Below are 19,054 nucleotides of genomic sequence, written 5' to 3'. Positions count from 1 at the left end.
GTTCGACTAATCATATTAGGTAATATTGATAGACTAACTGATATTTTAGTTAAAAAGCCAGCTGGCTACTTGCTTTTATTACTGTTTTATTTCTTTAAAAATTTAAATATTAAGCATATTGGTATAGATAACCTAGGGGGTATGAGGGTTGTTAATTTCCAGTATGGAAAATGAGGGCGTTGGACAATGTAACGAGTGATATGTTTTATGAGGCATATTTAAGTTTATTTGTGGAATTTGGTTGACTTTTAAATCGAGATAAAATAAACAAGGATTCTGTAATTTATTAATTTGGTAAGGAAAATAAATGAATAAAGGATATATTTTAATAACAGGTGCAAGTTCTGGAATTGGATATGAATTGGCTAAACTTTATGCTGAGCAGGGACGTAAATTAGTATTAGTTGCGAGAACTTTACAACCTTTGCTTGTCTTACAAAAACAATATGGTGAACAGAATATTGAGGTTATTCAAGCCGATTTATCTTGTTTAGATAATGCGAGAAAAGTATACAGTATAACTCAAGAAAGAGGACTATTTATCCATATGTTAATTAATAATGCAGGTGTTGGGTTATTAGGCGACTTTTTGAGTACAGATTTGGAAACTGAAATTGCGATGGTCAATTTAAATGTTCAATCATTGGTTATTTTGACTAAGTTATATTTACAACATATGGTTGAAGTTAATCATGGACATATTTTAAATGTTTCATCTGTTGCTGGGGAAATGCCTGGTGGTCCACAGATGTCCGTTTATTATGCAACTAAAGCATTTGTTACCTCTTTTAGCCAGGGATTAAGTTATGAATTGAGAGGCTCGGATGTTCATGTTTCGATCTTAGCACCAGGACCAACGCTTACTAATTTTGTTAAAACTGCGACTCAGCAGGAAGAGGCTACTTTATTTGATACATTAAAATTCCAGACAGCAGAAGAAGTTGCGCAATATACAGATAAATGTTTAGGTAAGAAAAAAATACTAATTATTCCGGGTATTTTTAATAAAATTATGGTTTATTCTAGTTATATCGCACCTAAATCTTGGGTACTTTTTTTAGTTAATCGTATTCAAAGTTTAAAGAAATAATTTACTTTTTATCAGGATTTTATTTTATAGCCCATGAGTGATTGTCTAATAATTTCCCAAAATGGCTTTCAACAAGGCGTTTGGTGACTTCTGTTTGAGGTTCTGTAAAGAGCGCTTTTGTTGGACCATATTCAATCATTTTTCCTTCGTCCATGACTAATACGTCATCGGCAATATGCTTAATAATACCTAAGTGTTGTCCCACATAAATATAAGAAATACTGAGCTTTTCTTGGAGATGTAACATTAAATTAGTGAGTTGAGTTTTTACAGTGGCATCAAGTGAACCTAAGGCATCATCAGCAATGATAATTTCTGGTTCTAAAATCAGTGCACGCGCTAATGCAACACGTTGTTTTTGACTTGCTGACATAGTTTTAATCTTAACATTAGCATGATCTGGATATAAACCCACTAATTTTAATGTATTGAAAATTTTTTCATTACGATCTTGATTATCTAAATGTGTTACTAAGCGTAATGGTGCATCTAAAATTTGTCCTACATTTAAACGTGGATTAAAAGCTGTATTTGGATCTTGAAATACCATACGGATATGTTTAGCGCGATAATGATAGTCACCAAATTCTAACCGTTGCTCATTGAGCAAAATATGACCTGAAGTTGGCGGAATAATACCAACTATCATTTTAGCTAATGTTGACTTTCCTGAACCATTTTTTCCTATGATTGCTAACGTTTTTTTCTTGTCTAAGCTAAAACTAATTTTGTGCACAGCTTTAAAATGGCTAGCGCCAAAAAAGTTAATTGAATCAGTAAAAGATTTAGAAAGATCCTCAACTTGTAATAATGCCATGTGTGCTCTCCTTTATTCTGATTTTGTATTTTGAAGAGTTAAAGGGATCGTGACGTTTTTTTCTTTAAACTGTTTTTCCCGCAAATTAAGTGGGTAGTGACAAGAAAACTCATGCTGTTTAATTCTATATCTTATTGGTTTTAAAATACATTTTTTTTGTGCAAATGGGCAGCGAGGACCAAGACGGCAGCCAATAGGCATTTGTTCTAAGAGGGGAACAGTTCCTTTTAATGTATTTAAGCGGCTTTTAAGCGGTAATGGTTGACTAAAGTCAGGAATTGAGTGAAGTAATGCTTGTGTATAGGGGTGATGTGGGTGCTCTAAAATATCTTCTTTAGGACCTGATTCTGCATTTTGACCACAATATAATACTGAAAAGCTGTCGCACCATTCACTAATACTATTAATATCGTTACTTGTTAATAGAATAGTTGTTCCTTGATTTTGATTCATACTAGAGAGTAGGCGAAAAATTTGTACTTTAGTAATAGATTCAATTGAATTTGTTGGTTCATCAGCGATCAATAAGCGTGGTTGATTGGCTACTGCAATTGCAATCATGACTTTTTGACCTTCTCCTTCAGTGATTTCTTCAGGGTAGCTTTGCATAATATCTTTGTGTTCTTTAATACCAACTTTGTGTAATAGTTCTATTGCCCGACGTTTTTTCCACCCAAACCATTGCCACCAGCGACCTTTGAAAGTCCATGAAGGAATATGTTGAATAATTTGCTTGCCAATTTTTTTACTCGGATCTAGACAAGTTAATGGATCTTGGAAAATCATAGAGATTTCTTGCCCAACTAATTTTCGTCTTTGTGTTGGGGTAAGTTTCAGTAATTCAATATTATCAAAGCGAAAGCGATCAGCGCTAATGATCCAAGAATCTTTAAATGCATTACAAATGACTTTAGCAATTAGACTTTTTCCTGAGCCAGATTCACCGACTAAACCACAAATTTCTCCTTCATTTAACGTGAGATTTATGTTATCAACAATTTTAATTCGACCATTTGGCGTTTCAATCTCAATGCACAAATTACGAATATCTAATAATGCCATTTTTTCACCTACTCGTAATATTTTTCTATCGCTTTACAGAGACCTTGGCTAAAAATGAAGACCACAAGAATTGTCATAATAATCGCAATACCCGGCAAAATAACAGCCCACGGTGCTAGATAGATGAGTTCTAGAGAATCTTTGATCATGGCGCCCCATTCAGGTGTAGGACGTTGGGCACCTAAAGAAATAAAACTTAATGCGCTAATATCTAAAATAGCTACAGCAAAGGCACGTGCAATTTCTTGGATATAGCGAACGGAGATGTTAGGAAGGATAGTTTCTTTCAATAGTGTGCTGTTTGAAATGCCATCAAGTTTTAGCATGAGTACATATTCTTTTTTTAATTCTTGCTGAGTTGCTTGATATATTTCATGAATAAAATAAGGAAGCAATGCTAGTGTTGTAGCAATAATTGCATTCATTAAGCTTGGTTTCATTAATGTAGCAATAATGATTGCAATAAGTAGGCTTGGAATCGATAAAAATGTATCAAGAAAATGACTCAGAATTTTCGACTTGATACTATGTGAAACACCAGCCCAGATGCCAAGTATACTACCGATAATGATAGTAAAAAATACGACAATTAACGAAGCGCCAACGGTATAAGTAGTGCCGATGATAATGCGACTAAATACATCCCTACCTAGATCATCTGTGCCAAAGAAAAAGGATATCTGTCCTTCATCTATCCAAGATGGCGGCATCAGTTCCTGCCCAACGAATTGCATGTCACTTGAATAAGGGGCAATCCATGGGCTAAAAAGTGCGGTTAAAATAAATATAATAAAGAGATAAAAGCTGAACAGTGCAACACGGTTTTGGCGAAATAGCAACCAAATGTTTTTTAGTGCGGCACTATCGCGAAATTCATCGGGTTCTTTATCTTGCATACCAGCCTTTCTTGTTAAATGGATCGAGGATAAACGCTAGACTATTAGAAAAAATATCAACGATAATAATGCATAAGCCTATAATAATAATCCCAACAGAAATACTATTATAATCCTGTTGGGTAACTGCATCAATTAACCAGCGTCCAATACCAGGCCAGCCAAATGTACTTTCGACGAGCATACATTGAGTTAGTACTAATGTAAATAAGCGTGTTGTTTGTGGTACTAACAGCGGTAATGTATTGCGTAATATATATTTACGTAGAATTTTACTTTGTGACCAACCTCGTGTTGTTGCTGTTTTTACATAATTTTTGGTGAGTACCTCTTCGGCGCGTTGCTGTACAATGCGTGTAATTTCCATTGTTGGGAGAATAGTTAGTATGAGTGTTGGTAAAACAAGATGTTGTAGTACATTCTGGATCACTTTGGTTTTATAGAATTCTTCCATAAACCAGACATCAATTATTGGAAAACCTGTCACCGGCTTAATGGCGTATAATAAGTTATATTGCCCAATGGCAGAAATCTCCCAGCTATGAAGCGCAGAAAAATATAATGCAATAGGTGCAATCCAAAATACAGGCATTGATAGCCCTAGCGCAGAAATAGTATGGATACTTTTACCTATTATGTTATGGCGATTCATTGCACCGATTAGTCCTAATGGAATACCGAAAATGATTGCTAGCAAAATAGCGGTAAAACAGAGTTCTAGGGTAGGAGGTAAAACAGTTTGGATAATTGCATTTAGAGAATCGCCCCCATTGTAAGTGATCCCTAAATCTCCTCCAATAAGATGTTTGATGTGGGCAAAGTAACCTTGATAAAAACTTGGATTGATCAGTTCTTCATTAAGTGGATCTTGAATTAAGATTATATAACTGACTAAGGATAAAATAAGCAGTGTGATAATAATCAGAAAAACTTGGCGTAAGAAAGTAACAATCATGGTTTTGCCCCTTTCTTTAAAGATAAATTCTCAAAGTTGATACTACCAAAGGGGCTCATTTTAACACCACGTACATTGGCGTTGACGACTAGCATTCTTCTCGCATTTGCAATAGGGACAATAGGTACTTCTGATAAAATTAATTCTTGTGCTAAATTATATTCACTTGCTCTTAGCCGTAAGTGAGATGTATTTAGAGCATTATCCATAAAATGGTCAAAGAGTGGTTCACACCAGTTCGAAAAATTAGTAATTTCATTAACCGTACCACAGCTCAAAATAGGTCGCATAAAACTATCAGGATCTAGGTTACCCGCTAACCAACCTGCCAAAATCATATCATAATCTTCAGAATGATCTTTTAAGCGTTTAATTAAATAAGTTCGTGTAACTGGCTGAATAGTCACTTTGACGCCGACTTTCGCGAGATCTCTTTTTATTAGCTCTGCCATTTTCAGTGGGGAAGGATTATATACCTGTTCTTCATTAATAACCCACATTGTTAAATTAAGCTGCTTATCTTGTAAGTAGTCTTTTGCTTTTTCTATATTGTAGTCATAAGCGAAATCAGGTGTGTTGACACTGGATGCCCATGAGATGTTAGGAATAATATTGTTAGCCACTGTAGCCGTATTGTGGTAGATTGTTTGAATAATACGTTTTCGGTCAATGGCTTGTGATATTGCACGGCGTAATTTAGTGTCTTTCATTTCAGGCTTTTTAAAATTGAAAGCGAGATAAGATAAATTCATACCTTCAACGAAATTAACGTAAAAACGTTCATTTTTATCTTGTAATAAACCTAATTGACTCACTTCTGGATAAGAGGCAATTTGGCATTCGCCATTTAGAAATTTAATTAAGCGTCCAGTGCGATCTGTTGATAGATCAATAATGATGTTTTCAATTTGTGCTGCTTTTTTCCAATAATGTTCATTGCGTACAAAGCGAACATATTGATTACGAAAATAATTTTGAACTTTATAAGGTCCTGTACCAACAGGTAATAAGTCGAGCTGAATAAGGTTATCATCCGCATTGAGCTGTAAAGCATACTCTTGTGAAAAAATGATGGCATATTGACTTGCTAGATGAGATAAAATTGATGCATCAGCTTGAAATAGTTTTATTTGTACGCGGTAAGGATCAAGTGCTTTAATGGACTCGATTTTTTTATTTAATTTAATACTTTCAAAATAAGGAAAGCGAACTTTTTTCGCTTGTTTATGGAAAATACTGTGTTGTGGGTTAGGATAATGAATTGATTCATCTTCTAAAGTAGGTAAGTAAGAATGATGACCTAACATACGGTTAATAGAAAAGACTACATCATCAGCATTAAAATCACGTGTTGGCTTAAACCATTCAGTATGATGGAACTTGACTCCTTTACGTAAATTGATCGTAATGAGAGTACCATCATTAGAAATAGAATAGGACTCTGCAAGTGAAGGCATAATACTTGCACTATTATTCGTTGTTTCAAACAGTTTATTGTAAATTTGTTCTGTAATCACATTCATACTTGTACCCGCATCTGCCGTTTGTGGGTTAAATGAAAGCCCAGTAGCATGAGTACAGTAAATTAATCCATTTTGTGTTAATTCCTTTGGCACTTTCGGTGCAGCAGTAACAAAATGTGATAATAGAAGCAGAAAACTGGCAAATATAACCTTTCTAATCAACATAATTAGTACATTTGTGATAAATTATCGGGGAATTGTAAAATATATTGTGCTGATAAGCTATCCTTTTTGCCTCGAAGTGAATTGAGCAAGAGATGTTTTAAGGAAAAATTAAGATTTCTACGTTATCTTGAATTTAGTTATATTTAAATTTATAAAAGAACACTAATATGTTGAATTATCTGCAAAAAGAAGTAAATGAAATAATTAATCGTGGTTTTGACCGCACTTTACGTATTGCGGTTACTGGACTGAGTCGTAGTGGAAAAACTGCATTTATTACCAGTTTAATTAATCAATTGTTACATATTAATCGTGTAGATAACCAGCACCTTCCATTATTTGAACCAGCACGAAATCAATCTATTATTGCAGTAAAACGTGTGCCGCAGTTAAATCTGAGCATTCCTCGTTTTGATTATGATGCAAATTTAAAGTCATTAATGCAGCAGCCTCCTGTTTGGCCTCAATCTACTCGAGGAGTAAGTGAAACTCGATTAGCAATTCGTTATCAGCGCCATAGTGGTTTAATGCGTCATTTGAAAGAAAAAACGACACTTTATATTGATGTTTTCGATTATCCAGGCGAATGGTTGTTAGATTTACCTTTATTAGACTTGAACTATCAGCAATGGTCGCAAGAAACACAATGTATTACTCTGCATCGACGAGCAGAATTTGCTAAAACATGGCTAGCTAAAGTTAAAAAACTAGATTTAACTGAGATTGCAGATGAAGATGTTTTAGCACAGTTAGCGCAAGACTATACTGATTATTTATTAGCTTGTAAGCAACAAGGGCTATATTTTATTCAACCGGGACGTTTTGTTTTACCTGGGGAATTAGAAGGTGCACCTGCGTTACAATTTTTTCCGCTTATTCATTTAAATGAGGCTGAGTGGCAACAGCTAAAAAATGAGAAAAAAGCGAACAGTTATTTTGCTGTATTGACCCAACGCTATGAATATTATCGCCAACATGTAGTAAAGAAATTTTATCAAGACTATTTTTCTACTTTTGATCGTCAGGTGATTTTGGCAGATTGTTTAACGCCATTAAATCATAGCCATCAAGCTTTTGTTGATATGCAAGAAGGGCTGCAGCAATTATTTAAAAATTTTCATTACGGTAAACGCACTTTACTTAATCGTTTATTTTCCCCACGTATTGATAAACTGATGTTTATTGCCACTAAAGCCGATCACATTACCAGCGATCAATTACCGAATTTGGTAAGTTTGCTGCGTCAGTTAGTACAAGAAGGTGGACGCCATGTGGAATATGAAGGGATTCATACCGAATATACAGCAATAGCCGCCATTCGTGCGACACAGCAAGTAGTCGTTAACCAAAATGGGCAGAGTTTTAAAGCATTAAGAGGTTTGCGTTCAAGTGATAGACAAAAAGTCACCATTTATCCAGGTTCTGTACCAAGTAAATTACCAAAGCCAGAATTTTGGCAAAATCAACAATTTGAGTTTGATCAATTTGAGCCACAACAATTGACATTAGGGGAAAATATACCGCACTTGCGTATGGATTCCGTATTGCAGTTTTTATTAGGTGATAAATTTTAAATATAGAGCAATAAAAAAATGAGTGAAAAACGAATTTTTACAGAAACAGAGCAGGCTGATTTTATGCAGCAATTTTCACCTAAACGTGAATTTGTTGAGCAAGAAGTAGATATTGAAATTGATAATGCTGATCCATTAGTTGTAGAAGGGGAGTTATTGGATCAACAGTTTGAGCATATTGTTACGCCAAAATCAAGTTGGTGGAAAAAGGGACTGGGGTTAACGGCATTATTATTTCTTATTGCTACTATTGCACAATCAGTTCAATGGTTAGTGGATACTTGGCGACAAAATCAATGGATTTACTTTGTTTTTTCGTTAGTAGTTTGTTTTGTTGTACTACTTGGCGTATCTGCCATTGGTCGTGAGTGGCTGCGTTTATTCAGATTAAAGCAGAGAGCGGATTTACAGCAGCAAAGCCAACAATTGTTATTGGAAAGTGCGGTCAGTTTTGAGCAAAATTTTTCAGCAGATAAACATGAACAAGCCAAACAACTTTGTTTATCTATGGCAAAAATGTTGAAATTATCTTCACAAGATCCAACGTTAGTTTTATGGCAGCAGCAAATTCAAGATGGACATTCTGCACAAGAGATAGCTTATTTGTTCAGTCAAACAGTACTACAACCCTTTGATAAACAAGCAAAAAAACTGATTAGTAAAAGTGCAGTAGAAGCTGCTGTGATTGTGACAATTAGTCCATTGGCAATTGTTGATATGTTTTTCCTATCTTGGCGTAATATACGTCTAGTTAATCAAATTGCACAACTTTATGGTATTGAACTGGGGTATTGGAGTCGATTACGTTTATTAAAGATGGTGTTATTCAATATTGCTTTTGCTGGCGCGACAGAAGTTGTGCAAGATATTGGAATGGATTGGCTGTCGCAAGATCTTACTGCTAAATTATCAGCTCGTGCGGCGCAAGGGATCGGAGTTGGTTTGTTAACTGCACGTTTAGGCATCAAAACAATGGAGTTTTGTCGCCCTTTGGCGTTTCAACAAGATGAAACGCCGCGTTTACGACATATTCAACAAACTTTATTGAGTCATTTAAAAACTACAATTTTTTCTTCAAGGAAAACTAAAGAAAAACAAAAAATTTAAAGTGTAAATTTTTCTTTCCATGCTTTCTTCAATCTTTACAGCTTTGGTGTTATGATAAAGGCATTTATGTTTGATAGAGAAAAAATATGTCCTTGAATAAAATAAATAATGCTGCATTTGCCGATATTATTGCTAAAAGCCCTAAAATGGAAAATTTACTTACGCAAGCGATTAAATTTGCGGCAAGTGATGCCCCGTTGTTAATTCAAGGTGAAACAGGAACAGGGAAAGATTTGATTGCTAAAGCTTGTCACCTTGCGGGGTCTCGCTGTCAAAATAAATTTATTGCAGTGAATTGTGCGGGCTTACCAAATCAAGATGCTGAAAGCGAGATGTTTGGGCGTCGCGATAACGATAAAGAGTATGTCGGCTTTTTTGAATATGCCAATGGTGGAACAGTATTACTTGATAGTATTGCTGAATTATCACTTGAATTACAGGCAAAGTTGTTACGCTTTTTAAATGACGGCACTTTTCGACGTGTGGGTGAAGAACAGGAGCATTATGCTAATGTGCGTGTGATTTGTACTTCACAAGTGCCTTTACAACATTATGTAGATGAAGGAAAAATGCGTAGTGATTTATTCCATCGACTTAATGTGTTAACACTGAATATTCCACCATTACGTGAACGTAAAGAAGATTTACCTGATTTAGTTAATCTTTTTATAGCACAAATTAGTGAACAATTAGGGATAGCTAAGCCACATTTTGATGAGAAGTTTATTCAATATCTACAGGGTTATCCGTGGAGCGGCAATGTCAGAGAATTACATAACGCTTTATACCGTGCTTGCAGTTTAATTGATAATGATGAATTGACAATTGCTGGTCTGAATTTAGTCGAGCAGGAAATTGTGCCAGTGACACTAGAGCAATTTGGCAACGAAACGCTGGAGCAAATCATGAATAAATTTGAAGCTAGTGTGTTACGAAAATTTTACGAGCAATATCCAAGTACAAGAAAATTAGCCATGCGCTTAGGTGTTTCACACACAGCGATTGCGAATAAATTAAGGCAATATGGAATTAGTAAATAAGCGATAAGGGCAAATGATAGTGTTTGCCCTTATGTTAATGGTTTGCTCGTTTAGTTAAAGTGCGGTCGAATTTACGAAAGTTTCTAGCTCAGTAAATTGCTTAACTAATTTTAGCCATTCGACTTTACTAATTTGAACTTGTAAGAGAAATTCACCCTGCTCACTCATTTTTTCTTCCTGAATACAATTCAATTGGTATAAGTGATGGCGAATTTTACCGCTATAAAGAGGTAGTGTCAGGGATAAAGTTAAAATGTCACTTTTTAGCCGCTCTCTAATGGCATTGAACAGTAAATCTAGACCTTGTCCTGAATTTGCTGAAATATAGACCGCACTTGGTCTATTTTCATGATCATATTCAATATGCGGTTGTATTTCCTCTACTTGATCAATCTTGTTATAGACGAATAAAGTAGGAATATTATGTGCATTGATTTCTTTTAATACAGCTTCAACAGCTTCAATATTTTCTAGTTTACGTGGATCTGCGCAATCAGTAACATGTAGTAAAAGTGATGCTTCAGTTGTTTCTTGCAACGTTGATTTGAAAGCTGAAATAAGATCATGGGGTAAGTGGCGAATAAAACCAACAGTATCCGCTAAAATAGTCGTACCGACGTCTTGGATTTGTAAGCGGCGTAATGTTGGATCAAGTGTGGCAAAAAGCTGATCTGCTGCATAGACATTTGCTTGAGTCATCAGATTAAATAAAGTTGATTTACCCGCATTAGTATAACCGACTAATGAAATGGTTGGAATATCTGCTTTTTGGCGTGTTTGGCGATTTTGATTGCGTTGCTTTTCTACTTTTGCTAAACGGTTTTGCAATTGTGCCATGCGCACTTTAATTAAACGGCGATCTGTTTCTAATTGTGTTTCACCGGGACCACGCAAGCCAACTGCTCCTTTTTGTTGATCCAAACCTGTTTTACGGCGAACTAAGCGTGTTGACAAATGTTTGAGTTGTGCTAATTCAACTTGTAGTTTGCCTTCATGTGAGCGAGCACGTTGTGCAAAGATATCTAAAATGAGTCCTGTACGATCCACCACTCGGCACTGACAAAGGGTTTCTAAATTTCGTGTTTGGGCTGGTGTTAAGCTATGATTCACTAATACAACATCAGCATTATATTCTCTGGCCGCATCTGCAATCTCTTCAGCTTTGCCTTGTCCAACAAAATATTTTGCTTGCGGTGTTGCGCGTGTCGTTGTGATGATAGAAAGAATCTCTACGTTAGCAGATTGAGCCAGTAAGCGAAATTCAGTCAGCTCATCATCGTTATGTTGTTGTGATAAAAAACAATGCACAATAATTGCTTGATCAGCAATAGTATGTTCATTACTAAGTAATTGTTCTGATGGCGTTTTTGGATAAGAAAGTGCGGTGGATTTTGGATTAAAATCTACCGCACTTGAAATTGATTTATTTAACATTAATTCAACTTGTGATTATTCAGTTTTTTCTGCGTTTACTTCAGCTTGTTGCTCTTGAGCTTGCTGATAATTCTGCTGATTAGAATTATTGTTATTATTATGATGAGATACAGAACGTGCAGGGACAACAGTCGAAATAGCATGTTTATACACCATTTGATTAACTGTATTTTTCAATAAAATCACAAACTGATCAAAAGATTCAATTTGACCCTGTAATTTGATACCGTTTACTAAGTAAATTGATACAGGAATACGTTCACGACGTAACGCATTTAAATAAGGATCTTGTAAAGATTGTCCTTTTGCCATTTTTCTTTCCTTCTTGTATAAATAAAAATGAATATAAAAAACCGAATACAGGTGATTCTGTCTTCCCTCCAAATGCCAATATAACAATAAATCAATTTATTGTCATCATTGAACCGTAATTATTTTTAGCGCAGAGAATAATCAATGCTATTAAGCGAATTGATGATGTTTTGTTTTGCTTTTTCTATTTCTAAGCTATCTAACCATTCAATTGGATATTTCCAACCGCGAAGCCAAGTAATTTGACGCTTTGCAAGTTGGCGTGTGGCACAAATACCACGGAAAATCATTTCTTCATGAGAGTAGTCTCCGCGTAAATATTCCCACATTTGGCGGTAACCTACACAGCGGATAGCAGGTAAATCAGGGTGTAAATCGCTACGTTGATAGAGCTTTTCGACTTCTTGTTGGAAGCCTAGCTCAATCATTTTATTAAAGCGTATCGCTATGCGATCATGGAGTATTTTGCGATCTTTTGGAGTGATTGCGAATTGCAGAATATGGTATGGCAACATATCGCCTTTTTGTTCAGTAAGCGCAGTCAACGTCTTGCCTGTGAGATAAAAAACCTCTAGTGCTCGGTTAATACGCTGCGAATCATTTGGGTTAATACGCTGTGCTGCAATGGGATCGATTTGCACTAATTCTTGATGTAAAGTTGACCAACCTAATTGTTGCGCTTTTCTTTCAATTTCAGCACGTATGCTTTCATCAGCAGAAGGGAGGGGAGATAATCCTTCAATTAATGCTTTGTAATACAGCATAGTACCGCCGACAAGTAATGGAATCTTGCCTTGTTTAATAATTTGTTCCATTTCACGTAGCGCATCTTGACGAAAATGCGCCGCAGAATAGCTTTCTGCAGGATCACAAATATCAATCAAGCGGTGAGGGGCTAAAGCTAACTCTTCAGCATTTGGTTTAGCTGTTCCAATATCCATTCCTTTATAAATTAAAGCAGAATCGACACTGATTACTTCTACTGGCAATATTTGACGTAATTTAATCGCTAAATCAGTTTTACCAGAAGCAGTTGGGCCCATTAAAAAAATCGCAGTTGGTTTTGTTAAAGACATTTAATTAAATCTGCTCTAAATAAGGTTGCCAATAAATAGGGACTAACAAATCAGACAATGTATTTACCTGTTGATGACTGACTAATTGTTCTGTTTCGGTAAGTAAATTTACTGCATCAGCAAATACATTGATGGGAGGTAATGTTACTGTTGTACAAAGTTCGGTCAAAAATAGGGAGAATTCACTGAGAGATTGTGATAACAAAGCAATTACACATTTTTGTAAATTTTGTTGACGTAAGCAAGTAGGTACGCGAATCAACGTAATGCGTTGTTGCGGGAGATTTTCATTAAATTCAAAGCCCGTTTGTATAAAAAAGTGTTTTTGTTGTAGCCAATGTGTAAGCTGAGTTTCATTTAAACGAAAAACCACAGGGATGAGCAACGGTTGTTGCGCGACTTGCTTTTGTTGCAATGAAAGCGCTATTTTTAACTGTTGTAGTTTTGTTAATGACAACAAATAAAATTGCTGATGTTGCTGTAGTAGCAACGCTTTTTCTTCCACTAAGGCTAGAGTTTTTAAAACTTGGCTTGCTGTATGTTCTGTTTGTGTTACTACAGTCTTAGGGATTGGTGCTGTACTTGTGATATTATCAGCCTTCGTTGAATCCAATAGCTCGTTGTATGCTTGTCGTTCTGTTTTAGTGATTTGTTGTTGATGGAACTTAGGTGTAAAGTGCGATCGATTTTCACTCAGTTTACTATTATTTGACTGCGTGTAATACGCAGGAGTATAAGTAGGGGCAAAGATATTCTGCCCAGCAGCAGCTCGATTCGGTTTAATCTGCATTGAGTGAGCCCAATGCGGTGTTGGTTCTTGTACTTGATTATTTTGCGTAGTTGTCGTAAAGCTTAATTCAGATTGTGTCGTTTTGACCTGTTCAGAACTGAGGGCAGTAATTATGCCTTGGCAAATAAAATCATGAATTAAGCGTTGCTGATGGAAACGGACTTCATGCTTAGTTGGGTGAACATTAACATCAACTTCATTAGGATTTAAATCAATAAATAAGACAAAAGCAGGGTATTGTTCAGGTGTCAAATAGTTTGCATAAGCTTGTCGAATGGCATGATTGATGATTTTATCACGTACCATACGACCGTTGATATAACAATAATTTAAATCATTTTGTGCTCGTGTGAAGCGGGGTAGAGCTACCCAGCCCGATAAATGCAAATCATCATGTTTCCAGTCAATTTGCAGTGCATTTTGTACAAAATCATCGCCACAAATTGCAGCAACACGTTTCAATTTTTGTACATCATCCTGTGCACTTTTATATTGGCGCAACGTTTTTCCATTATGAGTTAGGCTAAAAGTAATATTGGGTTTAGCAAGAGCAATCCGACGAATAACTTCATCAATATGCGCAAATTCAGTTTTATCTGTGCGTAAAAATTTTCGGCGTGCAGGTGTATTAAAAAATAAGTTGGCTACTTCAACAGTAGTGCCTACTGGATGTGAAGCGGGTTTAATAGTTGTTTCCATTTCTCGCCCTTGTGCATAAACTTGCCAAGCTTCATTTTGTTCGGCAGTACGTGAGGTCAGTGTTAAGCGAGAAATAGAACTAATACTGGCTAATGCTTCACCACGGAACCCCAAGCTTAAAATTGTGTCCAGATCTGCTAACCTACTGATTTTACTCGTAGCGTGGCGTGCAAGTGCAAGAGATAATTCGGCTTTGGGAATACCGATACCATTGTCACGAATGCGAATTAGTGTCCTACCGCCATTTTCAATATCAATTTGAATACGTGTTGCACCTGCATCTAAGCTATTTTCTACCAGCTCCTTTACTACTGAAGCAGGACGTTCTACCACTTCGCCAGCAGCGATTTGGTTAGCTAATTGCGCAGGGAGAACTTGAATCGGCATAGGTTAGTCTCTTAATTTAATTTTTTGTCCAGTCAGGACTTTTCCATTTTTTAAATTAGGGTTTAATTTCAATAACTGTGCTGGCGGAATATTATATTTTCGTGCAATAGCATACAAAGTTTGTCCTTTCGTCACTGTATGATATTTCGGTATATTCGTGTTTATTGCTTGAGTATCTGTGCTGCCTTGCGTAGGAGGCTCAGTTTTTGTTTCAACGACTTTGTTGCTTGTTTTATCAGATTTACTTGGTGTTTTTGCGTCACTTGGAATTTTTAATGTTTCACCAATCCATAATTCACGACGTTTTAATCGATTTAATGCGATAAGATCGCTCATTTTTACACCATATTTTTTAGCAATACCATTTAACGTTTCACCTGATTTGACTTTATGACGAATACCACTATCAGTAACAGCTAATTTGTTTTCAGTCATTTTTGCAGCTGCCGTTTTAGCTGGTGTTTTAGGCTCATTGACAACAGTTTTTTTGCGGTATTCCACTAAACTTTCATAAATCATATAAGCGACTTTCTTGCGATAAGCTAAAGTGCTTAGTTTTTTTTCTTCATCAGTATTTGATAAAAAACCTGTTTCTACCAAAATTGAAGGAATATCTGGTGAACGTAATACACCTAAACTGGCATGCTGTGGTGTACTACGATTTAAAGTTGTAATTTTAGCAAAGCGTTTTAACACAATTGAACCTAATTCATAACCAACACGTTGGCTATGACCAAATTGTAAATCGAGTACCGTTTGATCTAAGTATTTTTCATTATGTGAAGAAAGTACCGTACCTGCACCACCGAGTAGTTCTGAACGTTTTTCGTGATCTTCTAGCCATTGTCCCATCTCACTGTTCGCTCGGCGATTTGACAACACCCAAACAGATGCACCGCGTAAATTAGGTGATAAATTAGAATCTGCATGGATAGAAACGAGTAAATTAGCTTTATGCTTGCGGGCAATTTCAGAACGTTTAGGCACAGAAATAAAGTAATCGCCAGTTCGAGTCAGGACACCACGAAAATTCGGATCTTTATCAAGTAACACTTTTAATTCTCTGGCAATGGATAACGTCACATTTTTTTCATACATTTTTAAATTACGGCTAATTGCACCGGGATCGGTACCACCGTGACCAGGATCAATTGCAATAATCCATAAATTATTGGCAAATGATGGTATTGAAATAAAAAAGGAAATAGCTAAGAAAAATAAAATAAAATTATGCTTTTTCATCGTATTACGTTGTTTGTGTTAACTTGGCAATAATTTGTTCGCCTAGTGTCGTGTTTGCTATTAATTCAATATTACGAGCACTATCCGCATAGATAATATTGACGAGTAAATCAGCTTCGGCAAGTAAACCTTGCCCTTTTTCTGCCCATTCTATTAAGCACAAGCAATTATTATTGAAATAATCACGAATGCCCATGAACTCAAGCTCTTCGGGATCACTTAAACGGTATAAATCAAAATGATAAACTGTTTTATTTGGTAAATGATATTCTTCAACTAAAGTATAAGTTGGGCTTTTTACATTACCGTGATGACCTAACGCTTGAATGATTCCACGACTTAAAGTGGTTTTGCCTGTACCTAAATCCCCATTTAAATAGAAAGTAATTGCTTTTTGTGTATTAAGCTCATTGATGACACTGACAAGTTGAGCGCCAAATTGGCACATTGCATTTTCATCAGGGATATACTGGGAATAGCAAGATACATTAGTCATGAGTTTATGCTTTGTTTACCATTAAATTACATTTTAAAATAGCCCAGAATTGTACCGCACTTTTATTGGATAACATAGCCTAAAAGCGTATTTTCTTTAATAAAAAGAAAGATAAAAGCGCAATAAATAATGAAATTTACAGTCAAGAATAAAGTGATTTTGGAGCGGGAAACGAGGCTCGAACTCGCGACCCCGACCTTGGCAAGGTCGTGCTCTACCAACTGAGCTATTCCCGCATTGAAAGATTGAATATTGTGATTGGAGCGGGAAACGAGGCTCGAACTCGCGACCCCGACCTTGGCAAGGTCGTGCTCTACCAACTGAGCTATTCCCGCATCACAGAATTTAACGCTGATTAATAGCGATAGGGCGGTATTATACGAAAAATTTTTAAGGGTGCAAGTGTAAAATGCAGAAAAAAGTCGCTTTGCTTAGATATTCAACGATATGCCAAAAAAGAGGACATTGTCATAATCCCCCTATTTTATTTAATACGTTGTACTATTTTCATCTTTTCTACGAGCATTATTGCAAGTGAAACACTGCCAACTTGAAAAGCAACATCAATTTTTTCATCAGGATAGTCTTTATCATTTTTCCTCTAATTTAATAAAGTGTTCGCGATAGTGAGCTAATTCAGCAATTGATTCTCGGATATCGTCTAATGCAAGGTGGGTATTTTTCTTTTGAAAAGTGTTAAGTACTTCTGGTTTCCAACGTGATGCTAGCTCTTTTAATGTACTGACATCTAGGTGGCGATAATGAAAATACTCTGCAAGCTCAGGCATATATTTAAATAAGAAGCGCTTGTCTTGCGAAATGCTATTACCACAGATAGGTGACGCGCCTTTGGGTACCCATTTTTTTAAAAAGTCTATTGTTTGTAATTCAGCTGCACGTTCAGTGAGGCGGCTATTTTTAACACGTTCAATTAAACCATTTGCTGTATGTGTTTTTGTACACCATTCACTCATTTTAGCTAACAGCTCATCAGGTTGGTGAATCGCCAAAACAGGCCCTTCGGCTAAAATATTGAGGTTTTTATCTGTTACAATTGTCGCAATTTCTATAATACGTTCTCTTTCAGGATCTAAGCCTGTCATTTCTAGATCGATCCAAATGAGATTTTGTTTATCTAATTGCATAATGTTATCCTATAAAAATATTTTTTCTGTATTTTAGCGGAAAATTTGTGAAAAAACGACCGCACTTTTAGGGATAAGCCATTGAGTAAACGTAAATTAACGCAGAATCAAAAACGCCGTATTCAATCAAAAAATGTAAAAGCATTACATCGTCATCAACGTAAAGAAAAGAAAGAAGTTGAATGGCAAGATGATATGTTAAGCGAATCACAAGATGGGGTGATTGTCACACGTTATTCGATTCATGTGGATGTCGAAGACATTCATGGTGAGATTTTTCGTTGTAATTTACGGCGCACTTTAGCTAATGTTGTAGTGGGTGATCAAGTTGTTTGGCGGAAAGGGAATGCGCAATTACAAGGTGTCAGTGGTGTTATTGAGGCGATCAAACCGCGTCAAAATGAAATTGCGCGTCCTGATTATTATGATGGTTTAAAAGTGATCGCCGCAAATATTGATCGTATCATTATTGTCTCTGCGGTATTACCTACATTATCTTTAAATATTATTGATCGTTATTTAGTTATCTGTGAAACCGCAAATATTCCAGCAGTAATTGTGGTAAATAAAGCGGATTTATTGACTGAGTTAGAGCGCCAACAAGTTGAAGAACAATTGAAAGTTTATCAGCAGATTGGTTATCAAACCCTCATCTTATCAGCACAATCAGGCGAAAATATGGAAAAACTGACCGCACTTTTGTCTGAAGGCACTTCAATTTTTGTTGGACAATCTGGTGTGGGGAAATCAAGCTTAATTAATCATATTTTACCTAACGTTAATGCGCAAACCGGCGATATCAGTGAGAATTCAGGATTAGGGCAACATACTACTACATCTTCTCGCTTATATCATCTTCCTCAAGGAGGTAATTTAATTGATTCTCCAGGGATTCGTGAGTTTGGCTTATGGCATTTAGAACAAGAACAAATCACTAAAGGATATCGCGAATTCCAATATTTTTTAGGCACGTGTAAATTTCGAGATTGTAAACATTTATCTGATCCGGGCTGCGCATTACGTGAAGCGGTGGCATCAGGAAAGATTCATTCGGTGCGTTTTGATAATTACCATCGTCTTATTGCTAGTCTCAATGAAACGAAATCACAACGTCATTTTACGCTAGACTCATAGTCGTTAATTGAATGTTAATGAAGGACTAAAAAACACTCTTTTTGAGTGTTTTTTTGTGATCTGCCTCAAGTTTTTATTTGATTCACCTTGATTATTTGGTTTCTAAGATT

17 protein-coding genes and 2 tRNA genes are annotated in these 19,054 nt (G+C 36.0%); 5 read left to right on the top strand and 14 right to left on the bottom strand.

Going from position 1 to position 19,054, the window contains the following annotated elements:
* Nucleotides 1-307: 307 nt before the first annotated feature.
* Nucleotides 308-1,090 (top strand): SDR family NAD(P)-dependent oxidoreductase, encoded by a 783-nt coding sequence (locus ACFSAV_RS09250; protein ID WP_379098850.1) that lies wholly within the window; start codon nt 308-310, stop codon nt 1,088-1,090.
* A 19-nt stretch (nt 1,091-1,109) separates the two neighbouring features.
* On the opposite strand, the gene ACFSAV_RS09245 is transcribed toward ACFSAV_RS09250, so the two are convergent.
* Genes ACFSAV_RS09245 through ACFSAV_RS09225 form a run of 5 tightly spaced genes read right to left on the bottom strand, consistent with a single transcriptional unit; the run spans nt 1,110 to nt 6,508 of the window.
* Entirely contained in the window at nt 1,110-1,907 is a 798-nt protein-coding gene (locus ACFSAV_RS09245) for a peptide ABC transporter ATP-binding protein (protein ID WP_379098847.1), read from the bottom strand.
* Nucleotides 1,908-1,919: 12 nt separating this feature from the next.
* The gene (locus ACFSAV_RS09240) at nt 1,920-2,969 is read right to left on the bottom strand and encodes a peptide ABC transporter ATP-binding protein (RefSeq protein WP_379098844.1); all 1,050 of its coding nucleotides are present in this window, start codon (nt 2,967-2,969) and stop codon (nt 1,920-1,922) included.
* Nucleotides 2,970-2,977: 8 nt separating this feature from the next.
* A complete protein-coding gene (locus tag ACFSAV_RS09235) occupies nt 2,978-3,865 on the bottom strand; it encodes an ABC transporter permease subunit (RefSeq protein WP_101775899.1) in 888 nt (295 codons plus the stop codon).
* Entirely contained in the window at nt 3,855-4,820 is a 966-nt protein-coding gene (locus ACFSAV_RS09230) for an ABC transporter permease (protein WP_379098841.1), read from the bottom strand. Before ACFSAV_RS09230 ends, ACFSAV_RS09235 begins: the two co-directional genes overlap by 11 nt.
* On the bottom strand, nt 4,817-6,508 hold the full coding sequence (locus ACFSAV_RS09225; protein WP_379098838.1) for an ABC transporter substrate-binding protein: 1,692 nt from the start codon (nt 6,506-6,508) through the stop codon (nt 4,817-4,819). Before ACFSAV_RS09225 ends, ACFSAV_RS09230 begins: the two co-directional genes overlap by 4 nt.
* Before the next feature lie 167 nt (nt 6,509-6,675).
* Between ACFSAV_RS09225 and ACFSAV_RS09220 the strand changes: the two genes are divergently transcribed.
* The 3 genes from ACFSAV_RS09220 to ACFSAV_RS09210 all read left to right on the top strand — a co-directional run bounded on the left by ACFSAV_RS09220 (nt 6,676) and on the right by ACFSAV_RS09210 (nt 10,229).
* Nucleotides 6,676-8,082 (top strand): YcjX family GTP-binding protein, encoded by a 1,407-nt coding sequence (locus ACFSAV_RS09220; protein ID WP_379098835.1) that lies wholly within the window; start codon nt 6,676-6,678, stop codon nt 8,080-8,082.
* Between the two features lie 18 nt (nt 8,083-8,100).
* Nucleotides 8,101-9,189, top strand: a complete 1,089-nt coding sequence (locus ACFSAV_RS09215) for a TIGR01620 family protein (protein WP_379098832.1) — start codon at nt 8,101-8,103, stop codon at nt 9,187-9,189.
* An 86-nt stretch (nt 9,190-9,275) separates the two neighbouring features.
* Nucleotides 9,276-10,229, top strand: a complete 954-nt coding sequence (locus tag ACFSAV_RS09210) for a sigma 54-interacting transcriptional regulator (protein ID WP_379098829.1) — start codon at nt 9,276-9,278, stop codon at nt 10,227-10,229.
* Nucleotides 10,230-10,283: 54 nt separating this feature from the next.
* Here the strand turns inward: ACFSAV_RS09210 and hflX are convergent, their stop codons facing one another.
* From hflX to orn, 9 genes are all read right to left on the bottom strand, one after another.
* Nucleotides 10,284-11,663 (bottom strand): ribosome rescue GTPase HflX, encoded by a 1,380-nt coding sequence (gene hflX / locus ACFSAV_RS09205; protein WP_379098826.1) that lies wholly within the window; start codon nt 11,661-11,663, stop codon nt 10,284-10,286.
* 15 nt (nt 11,664-11,678) lie between these two features.
* A complete protein-coding gene (hfq, locus tag ACFSAV_RS09200) occupies nt 11,679-11,975 on the bottom strand; it encodes an RNA chaperone Hfq (protein ID WP_101775906.1) in 297 nt (98 codons plus the stop codon).
* Between the two features lie 125 nt (nt 11,976-12,100).
* A complete protein-coding gene (gene miaA / locus ACFSAV_RS09195; protein WP_101775907.1) occupies nt 12,101-13,051 on the bottom strand; it encodes a tRNA (adenosine(37)-N6)-dimethylallyltransferase MiaA in 951 nt (316 codons plus the stop codon).
* A 4-nt stretch (nt 13,052-13,055) separates the two neighbouring features.
* Nucleotides 13,056-14,927 (bottom strand): DNA mismatch repair endonuclease MutL, encoded by a 1,872-nt coding sequence (gene mutL, locus ACFSAV_RS09190; RefSeq protein ID WP_379098821.1) that lies wholly within the window; start codon nt 14,925-14,927, stop codon nt 13,056-13,058.
* Nucleotides 14,928-14,930: 3 nt separating this feature from the next.
* On the bottom strand, nt 14,931-16,169 hold the full coding sequence (locus ACFSAV_RS09185) for an N-acetylmuramoyl-L-alanine amidase (RefSeq protein WP_101775909.1): 1,239 nt from the start codon (nt 16,167-16,169) through the stop codon (nt 14,931-14,933).
* Between the two features lie 4 nt (nt 16,170-16,173).
* The gene (tsaE, locus tag ACFSAV_RS09180; RefSeq protein ID WP_379098817.1) at nt 16,174-16,665 is read right to left on the bottom strand and encodes a tRNA (adenosine(37)-N6)-threonylcarbamoyltransferase complex ATPase subunit type 1 TsaE; all 492 of its coding nucleotides are present in this window, start codon (nt 16,663-16,665) and stop codon (nt 16,174-16,176) included.
* Between the two features lie 160 nt (nt 16,666-16,825).
* Nucleotides 16,826-16,901 (bottom strand) — tRNA-Gly (locus ACFSAV_RS09175).
* Nucleotides 16,902-16,924: 23 nt separating this feature from the next.
* Nucleotides 16,925-17,000, bottom strand: a tRNA-Gly gene (locus ACFSAV_RS09170).
* 255 nt (nt 17,001-17,255) lie between these two features.
* The gene (orn, locus tag ACFSAV_RS09165; RefSeq protein WP_379098814.1) at nt 17,256-17,810 is read right to left on the bottom strand and encodes an oligoribonuclease; all 555 of its coding nucleotides are present in this window, start codon (nt 17,808-17,810) and stop codon (nt 17,256-17,258) included.
* A gap of 81 nt (nt 17,811-17,891) precedes the next feature.
* Between orn and rsgA the strand changes: the two genes are divergently transcribed.
* Nucleotides 17,892-18,944 (top strand): small ribosomal subunit biogenesis GTPase RsgA, encoded by a 1,053-nt coding sequence (gene rsgA / locus ACFSAV_RS09160; protein WP_379098811.1) that lies wholly within the window; start codon nt 17,892-17,894, stop codon nt 18,942-18,944.
* The last annotated feature ends 110 nt before the right edge of the window (nt 18,945-19,054 follow it).

The organism is Pasteurella oralis (assembly GCF_042681465.1).
Lineage (GTDB): Bacteria > Pseudomonadota > Gammaproteobacteria > Enterobacterales > Pasteurellaceae > Pasteurella > Pasteurella oralis.
The sequence above is the reverse complement of the archived record's forward strand: the minus strand, read 5'-3'. Positions and strand labels throughout refer to the sequence as shown.

Bases quoted from the DNA above. Each gene is read 5' to 3' on its own strand.
- ACFSAV_RS09250 (WP_379098850.1), top strand. From the start codon at position 308: ATGAATAAAGGATATATTTTAATAACAGGTGCAAGTTCTGGAATTGGA.
- ACFSAV_RS09245 (WP_379098847.1), bottom strand. From the start codon at position 1,907: ATGGCATTATTACAAGTTGAGGATCTTTCTAAATCTTTTACTGATTCA.
- ACFSAV_RS09240 (WP_379098844.1), bottom strand. From the start codon at position 2,969: ATGGCATTATTAGATATTCGTAATTTGTGCATTGAGATTGAAACGCCA.
- ACFSAV_RS09235 (WP_101775899.1), bottom strand. From the start codon at position 3,865: ATGCAAGATAAAGAACCCGATGAATTTCGCGATAGTGCCGCACTAAAA.
- ACFSAV_RS09230 (WP_379098841.1), bottom strand. From the start codon at position 4,820: ATGATTGTTACTTTCTTACGCCAAGTTTTTCTGATTATTATCACACTG.
- ACFSAV_RS09225 (WP_379098838.1), bottom strand. From the start codon at position 6,508: ATGTTGATTAGAAAGGTTATATTTGCCAGTTTTCTGCTTCTATTATCA.
- ACFSAV_RS09220 (WP_379098835.1), top strand. From the start codon at position 6,676: ATGTTGAATTATCTGCAAAAAGAAGTAAATGAAATAATTAATCGTGGT.
- ACFSAV_RS09215 (WP_379098832.1), top strand. From the start codon at position 8,101: ATGAGTGAAAAACGAATTTTTACAGAAACAGAGCAGGCTGATTTTATG.
- ACFSAV_RS09210 (WP_379098829.1), top strand. From the start codon at position 9,276: ATGTCCTTGAATAAAATAAATAATGCTGCATTTGCCGATATTATTGCT.
- hflX (WP_379098826.1), bottom strand. From the start codon at position 11,663: ATGTTAAATAAATCAATTTCAAGTGCGGTAGATTTTAATCCAAAATCC.
- hfq (WP_101775906.1), bottom strand. From the start codon at position 11,975: ATGGCAAAAGGACAATCTTTACAAGATCCTTATTTAAATGCGTTACGT.
- miaA (WP_101775907.1), bottom strand. From the start codon at position 13,051: ATGTCTTTAACAAAACCAACTGCGATTTTTTTAATGGGCCCAACTGCT.
- mutL (WP_379098821.1), bottom strand. From the start codon at position 14,927: ATGCCGATTCAAGTTCTCCCTGCGCAATTAGCTAACCAAATCGCTGCT.
- ACFSAV_RS09185 (WP_101775909.1), bottom strand. From the start codon at position 16,169: ATGAAAAAGCATAATTTTATTTTATTTTTCTTAGCTATTTCCTTTTTT.
- tsaE (WP_379098817.1), bottom strand. From the start codon at position 16,665: ATGACTAATGTATCTTGCTATTCCCAGTATATCCCTGATGAAAATGCA.
- orn (WP_379098814.1), bottom strand. From the start codon at position 17,810: ATGCAATTAGATAAACAAAATCTCATTTGGATCGATCTAGAAATGACA.